The organism is Phytohabitans sp. LJ34 (assembly GCF_052068095.1).
Taxonomy (GTDB): Bacteria; Actinomycetota; Actinomycetes; order Mycobacteriales; family Micromonosporaceae; genus Phytohabitans.
Window position 1 is genome coordinate 149,175 of record NZ_JBQHDG010000017.1, and the last position, 23,010, is coordinate 172,184.

16 protein-coding genes are annotated in these 23,010 nt (G+C 72.8%); 4 read left to right on the forward strand and 12 right to left on the reverse strand.

The features are described from left to right. Nucleotides 1-137 precede the first annotated feature (137 nt). Together ACTMTJ_RS28420 and ACTMTJ_RS28425 are read left to right on the forward strand one after the other, a co-directional pair. Nucleotides 138-2,102 (forward strand): sensor histidine kinase, encoded by a 1,965-nt coding sequence (locus ACTMTJ_RS28420; protein ID WP_441221236.1) that lies wholly within the window; start codon nt 138-140, stop codon nt 2,100-2,102. Further along, on the forward strand, nt 2,090-2,740 hold the full coding sequence (locus ACTMTJ_RS28425; RefSeq protein WP_441221238.1) for a response regulator transcription factor: 651 nt from the start codon (nt 2,090-2,092) through the stop codon (nt 2,738-2,740). Before ACTMTJ_RS28420 ends, ACTMTJ_RS28425 begins: the two co-directional genes overlap by 13 nt. Nucleotides 2,741-2,750: 10 nt before the next feature. Here the strand turns inward: ACTMTJ_RS28425 and ACTMTJ_RS28430 are convergent, their stop codons facing one another. The 12 genes from ACTMTJ_RS28430 to ACTMTJ_RS28485 all read right to left on the reverse strand — a co-directional run bounded on the left by ACTMTJ_RS28430 (nt 2,751) and on the right by ACTMTJ_RS28485 (nt 19,818). Continuing rightward, nucleotides 2,751-7,205 (reverse strand): glycoside hydrolase family 2 TIM barrel-domain containing protein, encoded by a 4,455-nt coding sequence (locus ACTMTJ_RS28430; RefSeq protein ID WP_441221240.1) that lies wholly within the window; start codon nt 7,203-7,205, stop codon nt 2,751-2,753. 227 nt (nt 7,206-7,432) lie between these two features. Further along, nucleotides 7,433-8,290 (reverse strand): family 43 glycosylhydrolase, encoded by an 858-nt coding sequence (locus ACTMTJ_RS28435; protein WP_441221242.1) that lies wholly within the window; start codon nt 8,288-8,290, stop codon nt 7,433-7,435. After that, on the reverse strand, nt 8,287-9,723 hold the full coding sequence (locus ACTMTJ_RS28440; RefSeq protein ID WP_441221244.1) for an RICIN domain-containing protein: 1,437 nt from the start codon (nt 9,721-9,723) through the stop codon (nt 8,287-8,289). Before ACTMTJ_RS28440 ends, ACTMTJ_RS28435 begins: the two co-directional genes overlap by 4 nt. A 164-nt stretch (nt 9,724-9,887) precedes the next feature. After that, nucleotides 9,888-10,958, reverse strand: a complete 1,071-nt coding sequence (locus tag ACTMTJ_RS28445; RefSeq protein ID WP_441221246.1) for a LacI family DNA-binding transcriptional regulator — start codon at nt 10,956-10,958, stop codon at nt 9,888-9,890. 136 nt (nt 10,959-11,094) lie between these two features. Beyond that, nucleotides 11,095-11,982, reverse strand: a complete 888-nt coding sequence (kduD, locus tag ACTMTJ_RS28450; RefSeq protein WP_441221248.1) for a 2-dehydro-3-deoxy-D-gluconate 5-dehydrogenase KduD — start codon at nt 11,980-11,982, stop codon at nt 11,095-11,097. A 2-nt stretch (nt 11,983-11,984) separates the two neighbouring features. Further along, a complete protein-coding gene (gene iolB, locus ACTMTJ_RS28455; protein ID WP_441221250.1) occupies nt 11,985-12,809 on the reverse strand; it encodes a 5-deoxy-glucuronate isomerase in 825 nt (274 codons plus the stop codon). 25 nt (nt 12,810-12,834) lie between these two features. Further along, entirely contained in the window at nt 12,835-14,019 is a 1,185-nt protein-coding gene (locus tag ACTMTJ_RS28460) for a glycoside hydrolase family 88 protein (RefSeq protein ID WP_441221252.1), read from the reverse strand. A 23-nt stretch (nt 14,020-14,042) separates the two neighbouring features. Beyond that, nucleotides 14,043-14,699, reverse strand: coding sequence for a hypothetical protein (locus tag ACTMTJ_RS28465; RefSeq protein WP_441221254.1), 657 nt, complete (start codon nt 14,697-14,699; stop codon nt 14,043-14,045). Nucleotides 14,700-14,704: 5 nt separating this feature from the next. Beyond that, nucleotides 14,705-15,598, reverse strand: coding sequence for a carbohydrate ABC transporter permease (locus ACTMTJ_RS28470; protein WP_441221256.1), 894 nt, complete (start codon nt 15,596-15,598; stop codon nt 14,705-14,707). Beyond that, entirely contained in the window at nt 15,595-16,500 is a 906-nt protein-coding gene (locus ACTMTJ_RS28475) for a carbohydrate ABC transporter permease (protein WP_441221258.1), read from the reverse strand. The genes ACTMTJ_RS28470 and ACTMTJ_RS28475 overlap by 4 nt, the downstream gene beginning before the upstream one ends. A 55-nt stretch (nt 16,501-16,555) precedes the next feature. Next, nucleotides 16,556-17,836 (reverse strand): ABC transporter substrate-binding protein, encoded by a 1,281-nt coding sequence (locus ACTMTJ_RS28480; protein WP_441221260.1) that lies wholly within the window; start codon nt 17,834-17,836, stop codon nt 16,556-16,558. Next, nucleotides 17,833-19,818: a DUF2264 domain-containing protein gene (locus ACTMTJ_RS28485; RefSeq protein ID WP_441221262.1), complete on the reverse strand. Its 1,986-nt coding sequence runs from the start codon at nt 19,816-19,818 to the stop codon at nt 17,833-17,835. Before ACTMTJ_RS28485 ends, ACTMTJ_RS28480 begins: the two co-directional genes overlap by 4 nt. Before the next feature lie 194 nt (nt 19,819-20,012). Here ACTMTJ_RS28485 and ACTMTJ_RS28490 point away from each other — a divergent pair, with 194 nt between their 5' ends. Further along, nucleotides 20,013-21,920, forward strand: coding sequence for a heparinase (locus ACTMTJ_RS28490; protein WP_441221264.1), 1,908 nt, complete (start codon nt 20,013-20,015; stop codon nt 21,918-21,920). Further along, entirely contained in the window at nt 21,917-23,005 is a 1,089-nt protein-coding gene (locus ACTMTJ_RS28495; RefSeq protein ID WP_441221266.1) for a substrate-binding domain-containing protein, read from the forward strand. The genes ACTMTJ_RS28490 and ACTMTJ_RS28495 overlap by 4 nt, the downstream gene beginning before the upstream one ends. The last annotated feature ends 5 nt before the right edge of the window (nt 23,006-23,010 follow it).

Consider the following 23,010-nt stretch of genomic DNA (forward strand, 5'->3'; position numbering starts at 1 on the left):
GTTGACGGAAACGTAGGAACCGGCGGGCCGGCGGGGCATCGGTGCGGGAGCGCAATCGCGGATCAGTGCTGGCACTGATCGGGGACGAGCGGTCGCACGATTGCCCGGCGGCTCCGGCGGTTGGGAGAATTTCGCAGGTGAGGGGCTTGCGGCTGGCGGTGTTCCCGGCGGCGTTGTGCGCGGCGACGCTGGTGCTGGAGGCCGCCGGCGCCGGGCTCTCGTGGGGGTTGGAGTCGCGGTTCGAGACCGTGGTCTACGCCGTCTACGTCCTGACGCTCGCCGTCTCCGGAGCGCTGATCGCCTCGCGGCATCCGGGCAACCCGATCGGCTGGCTGTACCTCGGGACGGCCCTCTTCACCGCGATCACGGGCGATGTCGCCCAAGGGTGGGGGCTGCGCGCCGCCGCCAACGGGTGGCCGGGCGGGCCGTTCGGGGAGTGGGTCGCCGCGGTGAGCTGGATCCCGTGCGGGACGGCGGTCGTGTTCACGATCCTGCTCTTCCCGGACGGGCGGCTGCCGCGAAGCCGGTGGCGCGCGGTCGGGTGGGCGAACGCGGCCGGCGCCGCGCTGCTGCTGCCGGGCTGGGCGCTCAGCCCGGACATCGACTACGTCTTCCTGAGCGGGCGCAACCCGTACGCGATCCCCGCCGTACCGACTGGCGGGCTGGTCGCCGCCGGGATGGTGCTGTTTCTCGGCTCGCTGGTCCTGTCCGTGGTGCCGCTCGTTCGGCGTCTGCGGCGGGCGACCGGGGTGGAGCGGCAGCAGCTGAAGTGGGTGGTCTTCGGGGCCGGGCTCGCCGCCGCGCTGCTGCCGCCGGTGGCGCTGCTGTGGGGCGTGACGCCACTGGTCCAGCCGGTCGCCGCCGTGGCGCTCGTCGCGCTGCCGGTGGCCACCTGCGTGGCGATCCTGCGCTACCGGCTGTACGACATCGACCTGGTCATCAGCCGCACCCTCGGCTACCTGGCGCTCACCGCGCTGCTTGCCGCGGCCTACGCGGCCAGCGTGCTGTTGCTGGGCATCGTCGTCGGGCGCCGGTCGCCGTGGGCGACCGCCGGCGCCACGCTCGTGGTGGCCGTCGCCTTCAAACCACTGCGCGACCGGATCCAGGCCGCGGTCGACCGGCGGTTCAACCGGGCGCGGTACACGGCGCTCGAGCGGGTGGAGACGTTCCTGGAACGGCTGCGCGCCGGCCGGGCGGTCCCCGAGGAGATCGAGACGGTGCTCCGCGAGGCGGTCGAGGTCGGCGACCTCGACGTGCGGATCAACCTTCCGGACGGCGTCGTCGACCTGCGTGGCCGGCCGATCGCCGGGCACCGCGACGACGGGCGCGACCGGTGGCCGATCCGGCGGGGCGGCACCACGCTCGGCGAGGTGCTGGTCGGCGCCCCGTCCGAGCGGGTGCGGGCGCTGCTGCCGACGCTCGTCGACGCGGGCGCGCTGGCCGTGGAGATGGCCCGGCTGCGGGTCGAGCTGCGCCGCCAGCTGGCCGAGGTCGGCGCCTCCCGGGCGCGGATCGTCGCGGTGGCCGACGCCGAGCGCCGCCGGATCGAACGCGACCTGCACGACGGCGCCCAGCAGCGCCTGGTGTCGATCGGGCTGGCGCTGCGGCACGCGCAGCACGCCCTCGACGGCACCAACCCCGAGGCGCGCCAGACCCTCGACGGGGCGATCGCCGAGATCACGGTGGCGATCGACGAGCTGCGCGAGCTGGCGCAGGGCCTTCGGCCGGCCCACCTCGACGGCGGGTTGGGGCCGGCGCTGCGCGAGCTGGCCCGGCGCGCGCCGCTGCCGGTGCGGGTCGACACGACCGCCGACCGCTTCCCGGCGGAGGTGGAGACCGCCGCGTACTTCACGGCCTGCGAGGGCCTCACCAACGCGGTCAAGCACGCCCGCGCCACCGCGATCGTGCTCAGCGCCGGCCGCGACCGGGACACGCTCGTCGTCCGCGTCGCCGACGACGGGGTCGGCGGCGCCCACCCGCGCGACGGCTCCGGCCTGACCGGCCTCTCCGATCGGGTCGCCACCCAGGGTGGCAGGCTCACCGTCGACAGCGTGCCGGGACGCGGCACTGTCCTGACCGCGGAGTTTCCATGCGTGTGGTGATCGCCGAAGACCAGGCCCTGCTGCGCGAGGGCCTCGCCCGCCTGTTCCGCGACGGCGGTCACGAGGTGGCGGCCACCCACGCCGACGCGGAGGGTCTACTGTCGACGGTCGCGGCAACCGGGCCCGACCTCGTGGTGCTGGACATCCGGATGCCGCCCACGTTCACCGACGAGGGCGCCCGCGCCGCCGCCACCATCAAGGAGCACCACCCCGCGGTGGGCGTGCTCCTGCTCTCCCAGCACATCGAGACCGCGCACGCGATGACGCTCGCCACCCGCGAGGGCTTCGGCTACCTGCTGAAGGACCGGGTGCTGGAGGTCGGCGACTTCCTGGCCACCGCCGAACGCGTCGCGAACGGCGGCTCGGCGCTGGAGCCGCGCGTGGTCGCGCACCTCGTCGCGCCGGTACACGGTGGACCCCTCGCCAGGCTGTCGGAGCGGGAGCGGGGCGTGCTGGAGCTGATGGCGCAGGGCCTGACCAACACCGGCATCGCCGGCCGGCTCGTCGTCAGCGAACGCACCGTCGAGGCGCACGTCCGCCACATCCTCGTCAAGCTGGACATCCCGGAGAGCGAGGACGGGCACCGCCGCGTCCTCGCCGTCCTGGCCCACCTGCGGGCGGTCCACGAGATCCCTTGAGTTGCGGGCCCTAGGTGGCGCAGAGCAGGCGGGCACCACCCCAGTCGCCGTGGTCGGCGCCGTTGCCGTTGCCGCCGTCGGTGATCCGCAGCTCCAGCCGGGCGCCGCCGGTCACGTCGGCGGTGATCGGCTGGGCGGCGGCCGAGCCGGTCAGCACGCCGGTCGCGGCGCGGCGTTCGCCGTCGACCCACACCTCGAACGCGACCGAGCCGCTCGCGCCCATCTCGTCGTCGACGCCGACGTCCGCGCGGAACGACGTGCAGCCGCCACCGAGGTCGACCACCACGCGGGAGGTGGCGTGGGCGCCGACGCCCTTCTCGTACACCACCCCGCCGATCGTGATCGGCCGCCCGTCGCCAGCCGGCTGCTCGGCGTTGCTCATGTCCCGCTCGACCGGGCCCCAGCCGTTCTCCGCGACCAGGAACGGCAGGTCGCTGACCCACCGGCCGCCCGGCGGCAGCGGGGCGCGGACCGTCGCGGTCGCCGTCGCGGTGGTCGGGAAGCCGTTGGTCGTGGCGGTGACGGTGGCGGTCAGGTCGTAGCGGCCGACGTCTGTGCCGGCCGGCGCGGTCACCGTGAAGGTCGCTTTCGACGGCGTGCCGTACGCCACGGTGCCCAGGTCCGCGGTGGCGGGCGTGACGGTCCAGCCGGCCGGCGCGGCAAGGGTGGCGGTGGTGCCGGACGCGCCGCCCGCGCACCGCGCCGACACCGTGACGGCCACCTCGTGCGGCTGGCCCGGCGTGATCTGTTCGCCGGCCGCGACGGCCACGTCCGGCGGGCAGGGCGCGGGCGCCCGCGAGTCGGGTACCCCGCCGGCGCGCATCTCGTCCCCGGTCAGCGGCCGGATGACGAGGGAGTACTCGTGCGTGCGGGTGGGGGAGACGCGGAACTCGTCGAGCACCGAGTTGGGCGTCTCACCCATGCCGGTCTCCCCGGCCGCCGCGTGCAGGGTGACCCAGCCGTCGTTGCGGACCAGCGGCAGCTGGAAGTCGTACTCGGCGCGGGCCAGCTCGTCGTACGGCGTCACGCTCACGTCGATGTCGCCGCCGACCAGCAGCCCGCGCCGTCCATCGTGGAGGGTCGCCCACCGGGCGCCGGTGTGGTTGCCGTACGCCTGCGGCCGCGAGTAGCGCACGTACTGCCCGTCGACCGTGTCCCGCCACACGCCGGTGAAGGCGCCGCTGGACCGGTCGTTGTACGTCTCGTGTGGACCCTTGCCGTAGTAGGCGAACCGGTCCATCGACTCGGGCACCCGCAGGCTGACGCCGACCCGGGGCAGGTAGGGCAGCGAGCCCAGCCGGCTGCCGCGTGGCGTGACCGTGTGGTCGAGCGTGATCGTGCCGCGCCCGTCGATCCGGTAGCGCAGCACCTGGTCGAAGGCGAGCAGGCCGGGCTTGCCGGTGGCGGTGGCGCGCACCTCCACGACCGCCGCACCATCCACCGTGGACGCCGACACGCCGGTTACCGCCGTGGTGAGCCGGTCGAGCCCCAGATCGTGCCACACCTCCCGGTCGGCGGTGCCCCAGCCGTACGTCTCGTTGCTCGTCGGCGGCCGGTACACGTCCAGCTCCGGTCCGGTGCGCAGCAGCTCCCGCCCGGCGGCCGACATCGAGGTGAGTGTGCCGGTGGCGGTGTCGAAGCGGTACCGCCAGCCCTTCCCGGCGACCACGACGGCCTTGTCGTCGCGGGTGAGCGCCGGGCCGGTCGCCGGCGGCGCCTGTGCGACGCCGGGCACGACCCGACCCCCGGCGGCGAACTGGTCCCAGCCGTACCGGACGCCGTCGCGGCCGACCGCCTCGACGCGGAGCCAGCGCTCCCGGTCGTGCGGGTTGGGCGGCGCCTGGCCGACGTCGAGCGGGACGGTGGTGCCGGGGGCCAGGCGCAGGCGCCGGCTCCCGGAGCGCAGCGTGCGGTCCACCTCGACCAGCGACCACCGCACGGTCACGTCGAGCGCGCCGGCCGGCTGCTCGTTGTGGACGTCCACCGTGGAGCCGGCTTCACGCGCGAACCGGACCGGGGCGTGCGCCCAGGCCACCTCGACGGTCTCCGGCTGCCGGTACCGGTCGGTGCCGACCATCCCGTCCGTGCCGGAGAGGCTGATGCCGAGGCTGTCGAAGTCGCCGCGCCGGGACGAGCGCTCGAAGTCCAGAGCCAGCGCCGGCGTCGCCGAGGCGCCGTAGATCCGCACCGTGTCGATGGCGCCGCGAGCCAGCCGGCCGCGCAGGTCGTCCTGCTGGGTTTGCGCGTTGCGGCCGACGTTCACCTCGTACAGGCCGGGGTCGAGCGCGCCGGTGCGGGCGGCGCTGGCCACCTCGGTGCCGTCGATGGACAGCCGCAGCCTCGACCCGTCGTAGACGCCGGTGACCCGGTGCCAGGCGCCGTACCAGTCGGCCGGCACCGGCGCGGCGACGGTGGCCCACGCGTCGGTGGTGACGCCGAACTCGAGCGTGTTCTGGTCGCGCATCTGGAGCGCGTACGCCCGGCCCTTCGTGACGATCGGGAAGCTGCCGGCCCAGGCGCCCGGCCGCACCCACGCGTCGAGCGTCACCGCCGTGCCGGTGAAGTCGAGCCGCGGGTCGCGGAACGTGCTCACGAAGTCGTCCAGGCTGGACAGCTCCAGGTGACCATCCACTATGGCCGGCTTGCCGACGAAGAAGGCCGGTATGCCGTTCGGCGACGAGTCGGGCGTGAAGACGAGTGGCTGGCGCAGGTTGGCCTCGGCCCAGTCCCAGATGAAGCCACCCTGAAGCGACGGGTACCGGCGGGTCAGCGCCCAGAACCGGTCGAAGTTGCCCATGCTGTTGCCCATCGCGTGCGCGTACTCGCCGAACACGATGGGGCGCGTCGCAGTGCGCCCGATCGACTCCACGTAGGACGGTGTCGGGTAGCGCGGTCCCCACACGTCCGCGTACGGCGCGTCGCCGTTGGGGCTGTTCGACTGGTGGTAGAGCAGCCGGGTCGGCTCGTTGGCGTCGGCCCACGCGGCCATCGCGAAGTGCGCGGTGCCGAGCCCGGCCTCGTTGCCGGTGTCCCAGATGATCACGCTCGGGTGGTTCTTGTCGCGGGCCACCATCGCCTGGAACCGGTCGGCGAACGCGGCCTGCCACTCGGGCCGGGAGGCGAGGCAGTCGTCGGGGCAGTTCTCGTGCGAGTGGGTCTCGATGTCGACCTCGTCGGCGACCCACAGCCCTTCCCGGTCGGCCAGGTCGTAGAAGTACGGGTCGGACGGGTAGTGGGAGGTGCGGACCGCGTTGATGTGCATGCTCTTCATGAGCGCGACGTCGCGGCGCTGCGCCGCCCGGGTGACGTGCCGGCCGGTGTCCGGGTCGGTCTCGGCCCGGTTGGTCCCCTTGACGAGGACGCGCTCGCCGTTGACGAGCATCTGGGCGTCGCGCACCTCGACCTCGCGGAACCCGACCGCCTGCGCGGTGGTGTGCGTGACCCGCCCGCGGGCGTCGACGAGCTCCAGCACCAGCGCGTACAGGTGGGGCGCGTCGGCGCTCCACTTCGCCGGGTCGGCGACGGCCGCGGTCAGCGTGTCCCGGCCGGCCATCGTGGCGACGGTCCGGCCGCGGGCGTCGCGCAGCGTGCCGCGCACCGTGTAGCCGTCCGTCGCGCCGCCGAGTGCCACCCGGGCGGTCAGCGTCGCGTCGCGGTAGTCGCCGTCGAGGTCGGTCGTGACGTACGCGTCGCGCAGGTACGTCGCCGGCGTCGAGTACAGCCAGACCTCCCGGAAGATACCGCTGTAGCGCCACTGGTCGACGTCCTCCAGGTAGGCGCCGGAACCCCACCGGTGCACCTGCACGGCGACCCGGTTGCGGCCGGGCCGCACCGCGTCCGTGACGTCGAACTCGGCCGGCGTGTAGCCGCCCTGGTCGTACCCGACGTAGCGGCCGTTGACCCAGACGAAGTAGCCGCTGGTGACGCCCTCGAAGCGGAGCACGGTGCGGCGGCCCGACCACGACCGCGACACGTCGAACTCGCGCACGTACGCCCCGGTGGGGTTGACGTCGCGCGGCACCCGCGGCGGGTCGTCCGGCCAGATCTCCTCGGGAATGTTGCGAAACATCGGGTGGTCGACGAAGTCGGACTGCCAGGTGTGCGGCACCTTCGCCACCGGCCAACCGGACACGTCGTAGTCCGCGCCGTGGAAGCCGGCCGGCACCTCCTCGGGCCGGTCCGCGACGCTGAGCCGCCACTCACCGTCCAGCGTGGACGTCCACGGCGACCGTGCACTGTGCTCGGTCACGTCGTCGGCCGCCGTACGCGCGTCCGCGTAGGGGCGCAGCATCGCGTGCGGCGCCTCCTGGCCTTCCCCGGTCATCCCGGGATCGTCGAGGTACCGGTAGACGTCCTCGACGGTCACCGGACCCGCGCCGCCCGGCGGCGCCGCGGCCGCCGGCAGCGCACCCGGCCAGGCCAGGACGAGAAGGGTGAGGGACGCGAGCAGGCGACGAGCTGTCACAGCTCTTCCTAACATCCACCTATGCACATGTTCAAGCCGTTCTGTTCGAATGCGAACGCTTTACACCCCGCCCAAAGACAGAGATCCGGGCTACCGCGACGTCCGTCGTGGTCCCGACCGTCGCTCCCGCGGCCTCATCCGTCCGCCGCTGGTCCCGCTCACCCCTCCCACCCTGCTCCTTGGGACGGGCGGGGCGGGCGGGTGAGGCGGGGACCTGGCAGTGGTGGCTACAGGGGGATGGCGGTGCCGTGGCGGCAGCCAGAACAGGCGACCGAGCTGAGCCCGGTCCAGGTGTTGAGGTCGGTGCTCGTCGCGGGGTAGACGCCGCCGCCGGTGGAGTACCGGTCGACGTAGATGCGCCAGCGGCCGTCGTCGAGGCGGACCAGTGACGGGCCCTCGTAGCCGGAGCTCCACAGTCGACCGCGGTTGACCCAGCCCTCGTAGAGGTTGCCGGTGGTGGTCCAGTGTTCGATGTACTTGCCGGTCTCGTCCTTCGTGAACGCGTGCCACGTGCCGCCCGACTTCACGACGAACGTGTCGATGTGGTTGGTGCCCAGGCCCCACATCTGCGACGGGCCGCTCCACGACGTGAGCGCGGTGTTCTGCGCGGTGTACACGTACGGGCGGAAGCAGTTGGAGCACGTGGTCGCCGCGATGCTCGCGATGATCCGCACCGTGCTTCCCTCCACGTAGAACTCCGGCGCCCAGGTGAAGCGGGTGTTCGCGATGCCGGAGTTGACGCTCGCCACGTGCGTCCAGGAGGTGAGGTTGGTGCTGGAGGCGATGTTGAAGTAGGTGGAGTTGGTGGTCCACGACTGCACGGTGTACGCGATGTAGTACCGGCCGTTGTGCTTGAGGATGCTCGGGTCGCGCAGCACGCCGGTCGGCCCGTGGTAGTTGGTGTCGGCGAGCACGCTGTAGCTTGTGCCGCCGTTCGTGGACCGGTAGACCCACAGCTCCTCGTCGGCGACGGCGTCGCCCTTGAACGTCGTGTACACCAGCGTGGTCGCGGCGGTGGCCGGCGCGGGCGCGACCACCAGCGCGCCGACGACGGTGAGCAGCGCGGCGACGAGACGGCGCGTCATGACTGGGTCCTCGTCCACTGCTGGTTGGTGCCGGAGCCGCACGCGTACTGCTGGATGTCGGCGCCGTCGGCCGTGTTGGCGCTGACCACGTCGAGGCACTTGCCGCTGTGCCGGGCGCGGAGCTGGAAGTAGCCGCCCGTCGCCACCCACTGCCATTGCTGGTTGGTGCCGCCTCCGCAGGTGTACTGGATGACGTTGGCACCGTCCGCTGTGGACGCCGACACGACGTCCAGGCACTTGCCGGAGTTCTGGTTGACCAGGCGCACGTAGCCGCCGCCGGCGTCCTGGAACTCCCACTTCTGGTTGCCGCCGCCGTTCCACGGGTACTGCTTCACTTCGGCGTTGTTGGCGGTGGAGTTGCTGACCACGTCCATCACCTTGCCGCTGTGCCGGGCGGTGACGCGGTAGTACACGGGGGAGTTGCCGGTGATCGTGCCGGTGGCCGCGTCGATGGTGATCGACGGCGACCAGCTCAGGCTCATGCTCGTGTTCGACGGGAACGTGATCGGCAGCCACACGTACTGCGAGTCGTTGACCGGCCCACCCCAGGCGCCGGCCCAGCGGTCGCCCATGTACAGGTAGCTCGTCGTCGAGGTGCCCTGGATCGGCAGCACGTACGTGGGCTGCGAGCTGAACGTGGTGCCGTTGCCGACGTTGGTCCAGCCGCTCCACGGCCCGGAAATGCTCGACGCGGTGGCGTACTGGGCCTGGTTGGGGTTCCAGCCGGTCGCGCCCGAGGTGAGCAGGAAGTAGGTGCTGCCCCGCTTGAACATGGCGGGCGCCTCGCGGTGGGCGCCGTCCCAGAAGTTGCCGACCAGGCTGGCCACGTTGAGGTAGTCGGCGGTGAGCCGGTAGATGTGCAGGTCGTAGTTCTCGTCCGCGGCGGAGATCATGTACGCGGTGCCGCCGTCGTTGTACAGCGTGATGTCGCGCGACATGTGCTGCCCGAGCGGGCGGAAGCTGCCGTGCCAGGTGTAGGCGCCGTCCACAGTGGTCGACGAGGCGACGGCGGCCCGCGCCTCGCTGTAGTTCGACCCGTTCTCCTTGTGCATCCACATCACGTACCGGCCGGTGCTGGCGTTGTAGATGACCTTCGGCCGTTCGATGTTGGCGACGTTGAGCTCGGCGGCCGACGACTGGGTCAGCACGTTGTTGCGAAACTCCCAGTTGCGCAGGTCCGTCGAGCGGTAGACGGAGACCGCCCGGAAGGTGTTGTTGGCGTTGCGGTTCTCGCCGAACCAGTAGTAGTAGCTGCCGACCTTCAGGACGCCGCCGCCGTGCGCGTGCACCACGGCGCCGGAGGTGTCGGTGAACTGCGTGCCGTTGGTGACGGTGACCGGTGCCGCCTGCGCGGGAGCGGCCGGCACGGCCAGCGCGCCCGCGGTCAGGGCGAGCGCCGCCCCGAGCGCCAGCAGCCGTCTGTTGCTTCTCACGTCGTTTCCTCCCGGGCGAAGGCATCGATGGCTATCACATTGGTAACACCCTGGTAACGTTCACACCAGGGTTCGAAGCCAGCCGATCGAGAACGTTCACACCCGAACAGACGCGTGATCAAAGGTCCTCTCAAGCAGCTCCAACTGCTGGAGAGGACCTTTGATCACGCGCGGGTGACCGAGGACGCGCGCACGACCAGGTCGGGTGCGAGCAGGACGCGGTGGGCCGGCCGGCGTTCGCCGCCGAGCAGGCGGGCCACCATCAGCTCCACCGCGAGGCGGCCGATGTGGCTCTTGGGCGGGCGCACCGCGGTGAGCGCGGGCTCGGCGAGGTGGGCGACCTCGTCGTCGTACGAGACGATCGCCATGTCACCGGGCACCTGCATGCCGTGTTCGGCGCAGCACCGGGCGAGGTCGGCGGCCTGCGGGTCGCTGTGCACGACCAGTCCGGTGATCCCGGCGCGGCGGCACTCGCGCAGCAGCTTCACGCTCTGGCCCGGCGTCACCCACCACTGCGACGCGAGCACGGCCGCGAGGGCGGGGTCCGCGCGGGCCGCGTGCCACGCGCGCAGCAGGTGGGCGGAGGTCGGGCTGTCCCGGTCGAGGACGAGGCCGACCCGCCGGTGCCCCTGCTCGCACAGGTGCCCGACGGCGAGGTCGAGGCCATGCGCGTGGTCGGTGCGCACCCACTCGACGGCCGGGGTGGAGGCGAGCGCGGCGGGCCAGCTTCGCGGCTGCCGCTCGACGAAGACGACCGGCACGGACAGCCGGCCGATCCAGTCGGGCGGCACCCGGCCGTCCAGGCTCGGCGCCAGCAGCAGGCCGGCCACCTCGCCCGCCTCGACGAGCCGCCCGACCTGGCGGCGGTCCTCCTCCGGGTCGTAGCTCGACCCGCGCAGCTGGAGGTCGACGCCGAGCGCCGCCGCCGCGGCCCGCGCACCGGCGATGACCGCCGGCCAGTAGAAGTCGAGCGACGGCACCACCATGCCGAGCGTGTACCGGATCGAGACCCGGTGCGGCGGGCTGGTCGCGGCCCGGCGGGACGGCAGCGTGGCACCACCGTGCACTTTGGACACCAGGCCGCGCTCGGCGAGCGCGGCGATGTCGCGGCGGATCGTCAGCTCGCTGACGCCGAGCTCGCGGGCCAGGTCACGGACGCGTACCGCGCCGCGCCCGCGCAGCTCGGCGAGCAGCCGCTCCTGCCGCTGGGTCCCGAAGAGACGCTCAGTGGTCACGACACACCCTCCTTGCCTGCCGGGCTCGGTCGCTCGTGCGGCGCTCAAGGCGACGTCTTCCCTCGCCACGCCGAAACCCCGACTTCGTCGGCGGCGCGGCTCAGTCCAGACGCCGCAGCGCCAACTCGCTCCTCGCTTAGCGGGCCAACCAGCCTCCGTCCACGGCCAGGACGGCGCCGTGCACGTACCGGGCGGCATCGGAGGCGAGGAAGACCACGGCGCCCATCAGGTCCTCGGGCGTGCCCCAGCGGCCGGCCGGGATGCGTCCGCGGATCTCGCGTTCCCGGTCGGGGTCCTCGCGCAGGGCCGCGGTCTGGTCGGTGGCGATGTAGCCCGGTGCGATCGCGTTGACGTTGACGCCCGCGCCGGCCCACTCGTTGGCCAGGGCCCGGGTGACACCGACGACGGCGTGCTTGGCCGCGGTGTACGACGGCACCCGGACGCCGCCCTGGAAGGAGAGCATCGACGCGATGTTGACGATCTTCCCGTGTCCCTGGCCGAGCATCACCCGCCCGGCCGCCTGGCACAGGTGGAACACCGCGTCGAGCTGGATCCGCAGCACCGCCGACCAGTCCTCCGGCGGGTGCGTCGCGGCGGCCGAGCGGCGTATCGTGCCGGCGTTGTTGACCAGCACGTCGAGCCGGCCCAGCCCGGCGACCACCGCTGCGACCGCGTCGCCGAGCTCGTCCGGGCCGGCGGTGGACAGGTCGGCGGGCACGACCAGCGCCCGCCGGCCGAGCTCCTCGATCCGCGCCACCGTCTCGGCGGGTTCGGTGCGGGCCAGCAGCGCGACGTCCGCGCCGGCCTGCGCCAGCGCGGTGGCGAGCGCCTGCCCGATGCCCCGGCCGCCGCCGGTGACCAGCGCGACCCGGCCGTCCAGCCGGAAGCTGTCGAGGACCAGCGCCTGATGGTTCGCTCGCTCGTGCGGCGCTGAAGGCGACGTCTTCCCTCGCGGCCCCGAAACCCCGACTTCGTCGGCGGGGCCGCTCAGTCCAGACGCCGCCGCGCCAACTCGCTCGCTCACTGTTACAGCCCCACGCTGCGCAGGGTCGGCACGGTCTGCCCCACCCACGCCAGGTCGGCGTCCTCCCGGGCGCCCTGCGTGCGCTGCGTGCCGGCGAGGAACCACAGGTAGTACGTCGTGTAGCCGGGCGCGCTGACGACCGTGTGGTAGCCCTCCGGCATCATCTGCACGCCGTGGTCGCGGGCGGTGAAGTTCTCCTCGTACCCCTCGTCGGTGTACACCCGGGAGATGCCGAAGCCGCCGGGGCGGTCGACCCGGAAGTAGTACATCTCCTCGTGCGCCGCCTCGGCGGGCAGGTCGTCGACCTTGTGGCGGTGCGGGGGATAGGTGCTCCAGTTGCCCGACGGCGTGTACGTCTCGCCGACGATGAGGCGGGCCGCCGGCAGGTCCGGCTGGGCGATCTCGGTGAGGATCTGGTGGTACTGGCGGCCGAAGTTGGCCGCGCCCCACCGCCCGCCCGCCACCCGCTCGGGGCCGATCACGTACGGCTCGACGGCCAGGTCGCTGGGCGCGCTGGGCAGCGCGATCTCCACCTCGGTGAGCGCCTCCACGGTGACGGTCGCGCCGGCCGGGATGTACACCGAGTGCGGCTTGCCGCCGAAGACGCCGGCCCGCTCGCCGACCTCCGCGAAACGGTGGCCGCCGACGGTGAACGTCGCGGTGCCGCCGAGGACGACCGCGAGGATCTCCCGGTCGCCCGCGTCGCCGGTCCAGGACTCGCCGGCCGGCAGCCGCAACAGCGCGAGGTCGAGCAGCCGGCACGGGTTGACCGGCAGCTTGTTGAGGCCGTCGCCGGCCGGGATCGTGCAGTGGTACCGGTACTCCATGATCATCCTTCTGTGCGTGAGGTGGTCACCACGGACTCGTCCAGTCGGAGACGGTGGCCCGGGTCAACGCCTCCAGGTAGAAGTAGTCGCCCCAGAGTGTGCCCTCGTCGACGCCGATCCCCTTCGGCTTGTCGTACACGCCGTGCAGGATCAGCGCGTTCGCGGCCGGATGCCCCGCCGTGGAGTAGCCGTCGACGAGCGAGCGGAGGATCCGCGCGGCGGCCTCGCGGTAGCCGTCCGCCCGAGCCGGGTCGGCGACCGCGCCGGCCAGCTCGGTCAGGCCGCAGGCGGCGATCGCCGCGGCCGAGCTGTCCCGCTCCTCGCCGCTGCCGTCGGTGAACACGAGGTCCCAGTACGCGACGTGGTCGGCCGGCAGGTGGGCCAGGAAGTGGTCGGCGCAGGTCTGTGCCGCGGCCAGCAGCGCCGGGTCGCCGGTGTACCGGTGGTTGAGCGTGAACCCGTAGATGCCCCACGCCTGCCCGCGGGCCCAGCAGGAGTCGTCCGCGTGCCCCTGCTCGGTCTCGCCGCGCAGCGGCACGCCGGTCTCCGGGTCCCAGTAGAACGTGTGGAACGTGGTGCCGTCCGGGCGCAGGATGTGCTCGCGCAGCTGGGCGGCGTGCCGGCGGGCGGCCGCGGCGTACCGGCCGTCGCCGGTGGTCTCGCCGGCCCAGAAGAGCAGCGGCGTGTTCATCAGGCTGTCGATGATGGTGCGGCCGCGCTGCCGCGGGTCGCTCAGGTCGCCCCACGCCTGGATGATGCCGGCCGGCTCGAGCACCCGGGTCATCAGGTGGTCGGCGGCGGCGACGGCCGCGTCCCGCGCCCACCGGTCGCCGGAGCGCCGGGCCGGAGTTACGCAGGAGAGGGTGTAAAGGAAGCCGAGGTCGTGGGTGTCCAGGTCGATGCCGCGGGCCACCCGGATCGCGAAGCTGTCCACATGGGACATGGCGGCGCGCAGGTAGCGTTCGTCACCGGTCAGGTCGTAGGCGAGCCAGATCGTTCCGGGCCAGAAGCTCGTCGTCCAGCCGACGTTGGCGCCGCGCGGCTGGCCCGCGCTCGGCGGGCGAAACGGGTACCTCCCGCCGGTCGTGGTGTCCGCCGGATAGCGGTCGCCGAAGGCGTCGATGTTCGCGTCGACGGTGCGCAGCGCGGCGGACACCGCGGCCGCGACCGCCTCGGCGTCAGGACTGGGACGGACGTCGGTCGCCGTCATGGATGCGTTTCTCCCTACGGTTTTCAGGCCGGGTCCAGCGCGGGGCGCAGGCTCCAGCGGGTGTTCGCCCAGACCACGTAGAGCAGCGGTGCCGCCGCGAAGCCGAGGCCGAGCGCCGGGCGGGCCGCCACGAACTGGGCGAGCAGCGCGAGCACGAGCAGCGACACGGCGGTCAGGTACCAGCGGCGCACGGACAGGTACAGGCAGGCGCGGGCCACGTCGCGCAGCCGCGCGGTGGGCCGCTCGGCGATGGCGACCAGCCCGAGCAGCGCGGTGGCGACGGTGAGGACGGCGAGCATGGCCAGCACCGGCAGCGCCAGCGCGCCGATCCGGTGCCCCCAGGCCCAGCGGGCGTCCACGCCGAGCACGACGAGTGCGGCGGTGGCCCCGGCGGCCCAGAGCATCGCCGGCCGCGCGGTCGCCCGCCAGGTGCGCCAGAAGACGCGCGGCGGGCCGCCCGCGGGCTGGCTCAACCCACCGGACATGACCGCGAACACGCCGCACAGCCCCGGCGCGCAGAGCGGCGCGGCCAGCGCGTAGAGCGGCCAGGAGCGCGCGCTGTCGGTGGTGAACGCGAGCAGGACCAGCGGCAGGCCGCCGACCACCAGCAGCATGTTGCTGACCAGCGCGACCTGGATCCCGTCGAAGACGGCGGCGATCGTGTCGTGGCGCAGGCGCATGACTCTCACCCCTTCAGCCCGGTGGTGGCGATGCCTTCGACGAAGTACCGCTGGCCGAGCAGGAAGATGACCGCGACCGGCAGCACCGACAGCACCGAGCCGGTCATGATGAGCGCGTACTCGGCGTTGTACTGCGAGACGAACGTGTTCAGTCCGAGCTGGATCGTGCGCAGGTCGGGGCTGCGCAGGTAGATCAGCGGCCCGAGGTAGTCGTTCCAGGTGGTGACGAACGTGATCAGCGCGAGGCTGGCCAGCGCCGGCCGGGACAGCGGCAGCATGATGCGCCGGTAGATGCCGAACTCGGTGAGCCCGTCGACCCGTGCCGACTCGCTCAGCTCCTCGGGGATCGTCTCGTAGAACTGCTTCATCAGGAACACGCCGAACGCGCCGAACGCCTGGATCGCCACGATCGACCAGAGCGTGTTCGACAGGTGCAGCTTCGACATGAGGATGAACTGCGGGATCATGTACGACTGCCAGGGCACCGCGATCGTGCCGATGTAGGCGAGGAAGAGCAGGTTGCGTCCGGGAAATCGGACGCGGGCGAAGCCGTAGGCGGCGAAGCTGCCGGTGAGCACCTGGAGCGCCGTGACGACGACCGACAGCAGCAGCGTGTTGCGCAGCCACGTCGTCAGCTCCGAGCGCTGCCAGATGTCGACGTAGTTGCCCCATACGAAGTCGTCGGGCACCCACTTGATGGGCACGGTGAAGACGTCGTTGTTCGTCTTCAGCGACGACATCACCATCCAGTAGAACGGCAGCAGCAATGCGGCGGCCGCCAGCACCAGGGCCGCGTAGCCGGCGATCCGCCAGCCCCGCGAGGCACGGCGCCGCCGCGTGGCGAAGCGTCCCGGCACGGTGATGCTCGTCGCCGGCGGCCGGATGTCGGTGGCTGTCATCGTTCCCCCCGCCGGTTGACGAGAAACTGGATCGCCGTCACGCCGAAGCAGATGGCGAACAGCACGATGGAGACCGCCGACGCGTAGCCGAACTGGTTCTCCACGAAGCCCTTCTGGTAGATGTACTGCGACAGCACCAATGTGGACTGTCCCGGCCCGCCCTGCGTCATCACGAGGATCAGGTCGAAGACCTTGAAGCTCTCGATCGTGAGGATCACGGTCACGAAGAACGTGGTGTGCCGCAGCCCGGGGAGCGTCACGTTGACGAAGCGCTGCCACGGTGTCGCGCCGTCGATCTCCGCGGCCTCGTACAGCTGCGCCGGGATCGTCTGAAGCCCGGCCAGGAAGAGCAGCATGTAGTAGCCCATGTAGCGCCAGGTGCCGACCAGGATGACCGCGGGCATCGACCAGTCCGCCGACGTGGTCCAGCCGGGCGGGGTGTCCACGCCGACCGCGCGCAGGAACGCGTTCACGGGGCCGTACTCCGGGCTGAACAGCTGGTTCCACACCACGGCGATCGCGACGATCGACGTGATGTACGGGAAGAACGCGACGGTGCGGAAGAAGGCGACGCCGCGCAGCTTCCGGTTGAGCAGCAGCGCCAGCCCCAGCGCGGCCGCCATCGTCAGCGGGATGTGGAAGACCGTGTAGTACAGGGTGTTTCGCAGCGCGGTCCAGAAGCTCGCGTCGTTCCACATGCGACGGAAGTTGGCGGTGCCGGTCCAGTCGGCGACGCCGAAGACGTTCCAGTTGGTGAACGCGAGGTAGAAGAGCGCGACGACGGGCACCAGCGTGAGCGCGGCGAAGCCGACGAAGTTGGGCAGGATGAACGACCATCCGGCCACCGTGTTGCGCCACACCAGCCGGCGGGGCCTGGCCCGCAGCCGCGGCATCGTAGCCATAGGACTCTCCGGGTACTGAAAGGGTGGCGGGCCCGTCGCCGGACCCGCCGTCGCGTCACTGGTTGAGGACCTCGTTCTTGGCGCGGTTCTGCGCCTCGGTGATGGCCTCGTCGAGGCCCTTGCTGTCGGACAGCACCGCCGTGTGCATGTCGTTGAGGAGGTTCTGCAACCCGGCGGTGTGCTTCGACACCGGGTTTTCCGCCTTGGTGTCGTGCTTGGCGTAGGCGAGCTTCGAAAGGTCGTCCTGCGGCACGCCGTCGAGCCCGAACAGGGTCTGTGTGACCGCGTCGGACGTCGTGGCCGGGGTGATGCCGATGGCGGCCAGGGCCTTGCCGGCGTCCTCGCCCGCCACGTACGCGAGGAAGTCCTTCGCGGCGGCCTGCTTGGCCTTGCTGGCCTTCGGGTTGATGCCCATGCCGGTCGGGTCGCCGAACGTGACGGGTGTCGCGGAGGCGCCGGTGGTGGACTTGTCGAACTGCGGCGCCGGGGCGATGCCCCACTCGAACGTGTCGGCGTCGCCGCTCTTGCGCTGCTTGAGCAGGGTGGCGATGTACCAGGTGCCCATCAGCAGCATCGCTGACTGCTGCTTGCCGAACTCGGCCTGGTAGGTGAGCTTGTTGGTGGTCGCCGTCCCGAACGTCGGCTGCGCGCCGGCCGCCTGGAGGTCCAGCGACCGCTGGTAGTAGGGCTTGAGGTAGCCGAAGTCGCCGGAGAGCAGGTCGGCGCCGGGCGTCTGGGCGAGCGCGAAGCCCTGCACCGTCGACTGGAACACGTGCTGGTAGGTGCCGGTCGCCTTCGAGCCGGCGGTCTTCAGGCCGGTGGTCAGCGCCTTGGCCGCGGTGGCGTAGTCGTCCCACGTCCAGCTGCCGTCCGGCGGCGCCACCTTCGCCTTGGTGAAGAGCTCCTTGTTGTAGAACAGGACCCACGAGTCCTGCCGGTACGGCACCGCGTAGGTCTTGCCGTCCACCTGGTACGCGGTGCTACCGCCGGCGTTGGGCACGTCGAGCAGCTGACCGCCGCTCTGGTACGTGTAGAAGTTCTTGAGGTTCTTCAGCACGTACACGTCGGGTGCGGTGCCGGCGGCGAGGTCGGCGGTCATCTGCGTGTCGTAGTTGGTCGCGTCGTACTCTTTGAGCTCGACCGTCACGTTCGGGTGTGCGGCGTGGAATCCGTCGGCGAGCGTCTTGAACTCGGGCGTCGTCGACAGGCTCCAGCCGGCGAGGGTTATCGTCACCGGGGCGTTCGGGTCGGCTGGCTCGTCCTCGCCGCCGCAACCGGCGAGGACGAGCGTCAGCGCCGTCGCGGCGCTGATCACGGCCGGTATCGCGCGCTTCATCCTTTCTCCTTCGGGTTCAGGGGCCCGGGGGCCCACACTGCTACCGGGGTGCCTGGCCGGCGTCCCCCGGGCAGGTCGAGGCGGGTCGCGGTGGCGACCCCGTCGGGCCAGTCGACCGCGACGTGCGCGCCGTCTCCGACCACGGCCCGGCAGGGCCGGCGCTCGGGCGGCTCGGCGCCGGTGAGTTCGACGAGGGCGGCGATCCAGGCGCCGACCCGGGTGGTGTGCGCCAGCCAGGGCACGACCGACGACCCGCCCAGCGGCCCACCGTCGGGGACCGGGGTGGCGGCGGCGGTCCCGCCGCCGACGACGCTCTCCAGCCGGCTGGTCAGCCGCGCCCCGGCCACCGTCACCACGCCGCCGTGCACGGTGATCCCGGCGCCGTCCGGCACCGGCCAGCCACCGACGACGAGGCTCAGCGTGGCGGCGTCGACCCCTTCGGCCAGGTCGTCGACGCGGGCCAGGCGCAGCTCCCACGGGCCGCGGACGAGCGAGAAGACGGTCAGGTGGCCGGCCGGCCAGGATCGGCCCGCGCGGCCGCCGCCGTGGTCGCGGTGGCCGGGGTCCGGGTCGACCCAGTGCGCGAGGGCCCGCGACCCGGCCACACCGACACCAGCCTCGTCCACGTGTACCGCCAGCAGGCGCATGCCGGCGCGATGCGTGGCCCGGCCGGTGCCGTCGACGAGCGTGACCGACTGGTCCAGCGGCTTGCGCCAGCCGTAGTCGTTGAGGATCGGGCTCGTCGCCGTGGAGTAGCCGAGCCGCGCATACAGCGGCGAGTCGCCGACCGTGGCGCCCTCCACGGCGTGGTCGGTGCCGTGGTTGACGACCCGGACGACGCCGTCGGCGCGGGTGGCGGAGACCAGCCAGCCCGGCGCGCGTACCGCCCGCACCGCGTCCCGCTCCTCGACCGGCAGCGGCTCCTCCGGGACCGTCCACACCGGATGGTCGGCGGGCAGCGCGATGCCGAGCATCCCTTTGCTCGCCCAATACGGCGAGCCGGGGCCGGAGTACGCCTGGGCCAGCCGCGGCCACGGGCCGTGCCAGCCGAGGGTGAGCAGGCCGCGCTCGTCGGGGGCGCCGCGGTCGGCGAAGTGGCGCACGATCGCGGTGGCGGCGCGGCGCAGCCGGCCGGGGCCGACCGACGGCACACCGGCGAGGGCGCCGACCCAGAACGGCGCCGCGGCCGCGAACCGGTAGATCAGGCTGCGTCCCTGGATGAGCGGTGAACCGTCGGCGCCGACGAGCGTGATCGCGTCGAGCAGGTACCGGTCGAGGCCGGCGAGGTCGCGGGCGCGGCGTTCGGCGGCGAGGTCGGCGGCGCCGGCCATCCGGGCCCACAGCGTCGGGTACACGTGCAGCGCCCAGCCGGTGTAGTGGTCGAAGGCGCGCTCCGGCCCGTCGGAGAGCCAGCCGCCGGCGCGGGCGAACGTGTCGTGGGTGGCGAGGTCTTCGGCCATCTCGCCGAGCGAGTGCGGCCCGCCGACCGAGCGCAGGAACGTCTGCACCACGAGCCGGAACCAGACCCAGTTGATCTGCGGGTAGGTGTCGTCGCCGACCGCCGGGGCGAGGTAGTCGACCACCCGCTCCTGGACGGCGGGGGAGAGCCGGTCCCAGATCCACGGCCGGGTCATGTCGAGGACCAGGGCGATCGAGGCGGCTTCGACCTTCGCCTGGGCGTGCTCGTCGAGGCGCGTCCACCGGTCCGGCGCGGCCGGGTCGGTGCCGGCCGCGATCCCGTCCGCGTACCACTCGGTGAGCTCGTCGACGCCGGCGCCGCGCGCCCCCGCGACGCGGAAGCCGGCCAGCAGGAAGGTGCGGGCGAACCCTTCCAAGCCGTCGACCGCCCGCCCGTACCCACCGGGAGCCCCGGGGAGGGTGACCAGCGCGCGACCGGGAGACGCGTACGGCCGGACCGCGGCGAGCATCCGGTCGGCGAGCGCCAACCAGGTGTCACGCGTCCAGACGCCGCACTGCACCACGATTCGTCTCCACAGATGTTTGCGTTGCCATCGTGCTGGTTCGTGACGGCCAGGCAACGGCTGGGTTTCCGAAGTAAAACGCTCACAACCGAGCAAGTCAATAACTTGGCAACACTTGATCGCGCAGATCCGATCAGGACGATCTGATATGATCACGAGCGATCACACCTGCTCAGCTGCTCGCCGAGGTGTCAATGCCCCCCACCGAACGCTTCGCCGGCCCGCTCGCCGCGGCCTGGCCGGACGTCGGCGCGGCGTTCCTCGACCGGGTGCTCCGGCCGCCGCACGAGTCGCTGCCGGTGTCCCCGGCACACGACCGTGCCGCCTGGGCGCAGCCGCACGCCGCCACGCTGCGACACCTGCGCGCGCGGGCCGAGCGAGACCGCGCGGATCCCTGGCCGACGCCGCTGGCCAGCCAGTATGCCCGCTATTTCCGGGATGGCAACCGGGTTGACTACGAGCGGCGGGTCTTCGCCCGGCAGCGGCGCCTCACCCGGGCCGCCGTCGTCGCCGCGGCCACGCTCGACGACGGCTGGCTCGACGAGGTCGTCGACGGGGTGACGCTGCTGTGCGAGCAGAGCGGCTGGTGCTGGCCGGCCCACGACGACACCCGGGCCGCGCACGGCGCGGTGCTGCCGACCGTCACCGACCCCTACCTCGACCTCGGCGCCGGCGAGGTCGCCGCGCAGCTCGCCTGGGTCGACCACCTGCTCGCCGAGCCGCTCGACGCCTACGCGCCCGGCCTGCGCGCCCGCATCCGGCACGAGGTCGACCGGCGCGTGCTCGACCCTTTCGCCCGCCGCCGCGACTGGCACTGGCTCGGCCTCGACGGCGACGTGCACAACTGGAGCGCCTGGATCCACGGCAACGTCCTCGTCGCCGCGCTGCGCCTTGTCGACGACCCGATCCGGCGCGCCGCGCTGGTCGACCTCGTCGTCGAAGGGCTCGACCGCTACGTCGCGTCGCTGCCCGCCGACGGCGCCATCGACGAGGGTCACGGCTACTGGTGGAACGGCGCCTGCCGCGCGCACGAGGCACTCGACCTGCTCGACCACGCCACCGGCGGCGCGCTCGGCGGCGTGCCGGGCGAGGCGCTGCGTCACACCGTGGCCTTCCCGCACCGGATGCACCTGGGTGGCGACTGGTACCTCAACTACGCCGACGGGACGGCCCGGCTCGCCGAGACCCCGCCGTGGCACGCGCTGCACCGGGCCGCCCGACGCGTCGGCGACCCGCTCGCCGCGGCCCACGCGGCCGCACACCGCCGGCCCGACGCGCCCGTGGCGGACGAGGAGCAGGGCCTCGGCCGGCTCCTGCGCGCGCTGACCGATCCGGAGTGGACAGTCCATCGTGGAGCGGCACCGCCCGCCCCGCCCGGCGACGTGTGGCTCCCGTCCGTCCAGGTGCTGGTGGCCCGCTCGTCCGGTGGTCTCACGCTGGCGGTGAAGGGCGGCCACAACGGCGAGCACCACAACCACAACGACGTCGGCGCCGTCGTGGTCGCCCTGCACGGCGTCCCGGTACTCGTCGACGCCGGCCGCCCCACGTACACGGCGCGGACGTTCGGCCCGGACCGGTACGACATCTGGACCATGCGTAGCGACTGGCACAACGTGCCGCACATCCGGGGCACCGCGCAGGCACCCGGCCGCGCCTACGCCGCGCGCGACGTCGCCGCCTCCGCCGCCGCGCTGAGCCTCGACCTCGCCGGCGCCTACCCGCGCGACGACATAAGGCACTGGCGGCGTACGGCGACGCTCGACCGCCACAGTGGACGGATCGTGGTCACCGACGACTGGCGGCTCGACCCGGACCCGGCCGCCGCGCCCACGCACATCCACCTGCTCGTCGCCGGCGAGGTGAGCGTCGGCCCCGGCCGCGTCGACATCACCGCCCTCGACGGCGCCGGCCGGGTCACGCTCGGCTGGCGCCCCGAGTCCACTCCGTGCGCGGCCGAGGTGCGCCCGCTCGACGACCCTATGCTCGCCGGCGTGTGGGGCGAGCGGCTCACCCGGCTGGCGTTCGACGTCACCGCCGCCGGCCCGACCGGCACGTTCATCCTGACGGTCGAGGAGACCGTGTTTCCCGGAGGTGCACCGTGACAGAACCTCGGGGGCCGCTTCAGGTCGCCCGCCGCCAGCAGCTGCTGGAGGCGCTGCAACGCGACGGCGCGATGCGCATCTCCGACCTCTCGCAGGCGCTCGGCGCGGCCGCGGTCACCATCCGGCGCGACATCGCCCAGCTCGCGGCCGAGGGCTTGGTCCGCCGGGTACACGGCGGGGTCGCCCTGATCGAGCCCGACGGCTCGGCGGTCGACGACCTGCCCGCCGCCGGCCGCACCCTGGGGATGCTCGTGCCGTCCCTCGACTACTACTGGCCCGACGTGGCGAGGGGCGCCGAGGAGGCCGCGCAGGAGCTGGACATGCGGGTCGTGCTGCGCGGTTCCTCGTACGACGCCGAGGACGACAAGCCCCAGCTGGAACGCCTCGTCGACCGCCTGGAGGTCGACGGCCTGATCGTCGCCCCGCGGATGGACGCGCCGACCTCGGAGCGCACCATCGACTGGCTGGCCCACGCCGGCGTCCCGGTCGTGCTGCTGGAGCGCACCGCCACGGTCGGCGCCCACCACGCGGTCATGGAGTCGGTGGTCACCGACCACGCGCTGGGCGCGGCGATCGCGGTGCGCCACCTCACCTCACTCGGGCACCGGAAGGTCGGCGTGGTGCTCGACTCCAACAGCCCCACCCGCCCGCACGTACGCCGGGGATGGCTGGAGGCCGCGGCCGAGTGCGGCTTGGACCCGGCGGCCACGGTCGAGGTGGTCGTGCCGGACGCCCGCTCCGCCGACCGCGACGCCGCCCTCGACCATGTCCTGGACCGCTGCCGCGCCACCGGCACCACGGCCCTGCTGGTGCACGCGGACGCGGAGGCGATCGCGCTGGTGCAGCACTGCGAGGAACGCCACCTGTCCGTGCCCGGCGATCTGTCCATCGTGGCCTACGACGACGAGGTGGCCGGCCTCTTCAGCCCACCCCTGACCGCGGTGCGGCCACCGCGCCGCTCGATCGGCCGCGCCGCGGTGCGCCTGGTGGCCGACCGCCTGGCCGACCCCGACCGCCCCACCCACCGCGTCGTCATCAGCCCCTCCCTCCGCATCCGCGAATCGACCGCCCCACCCCACGCCTGACACGC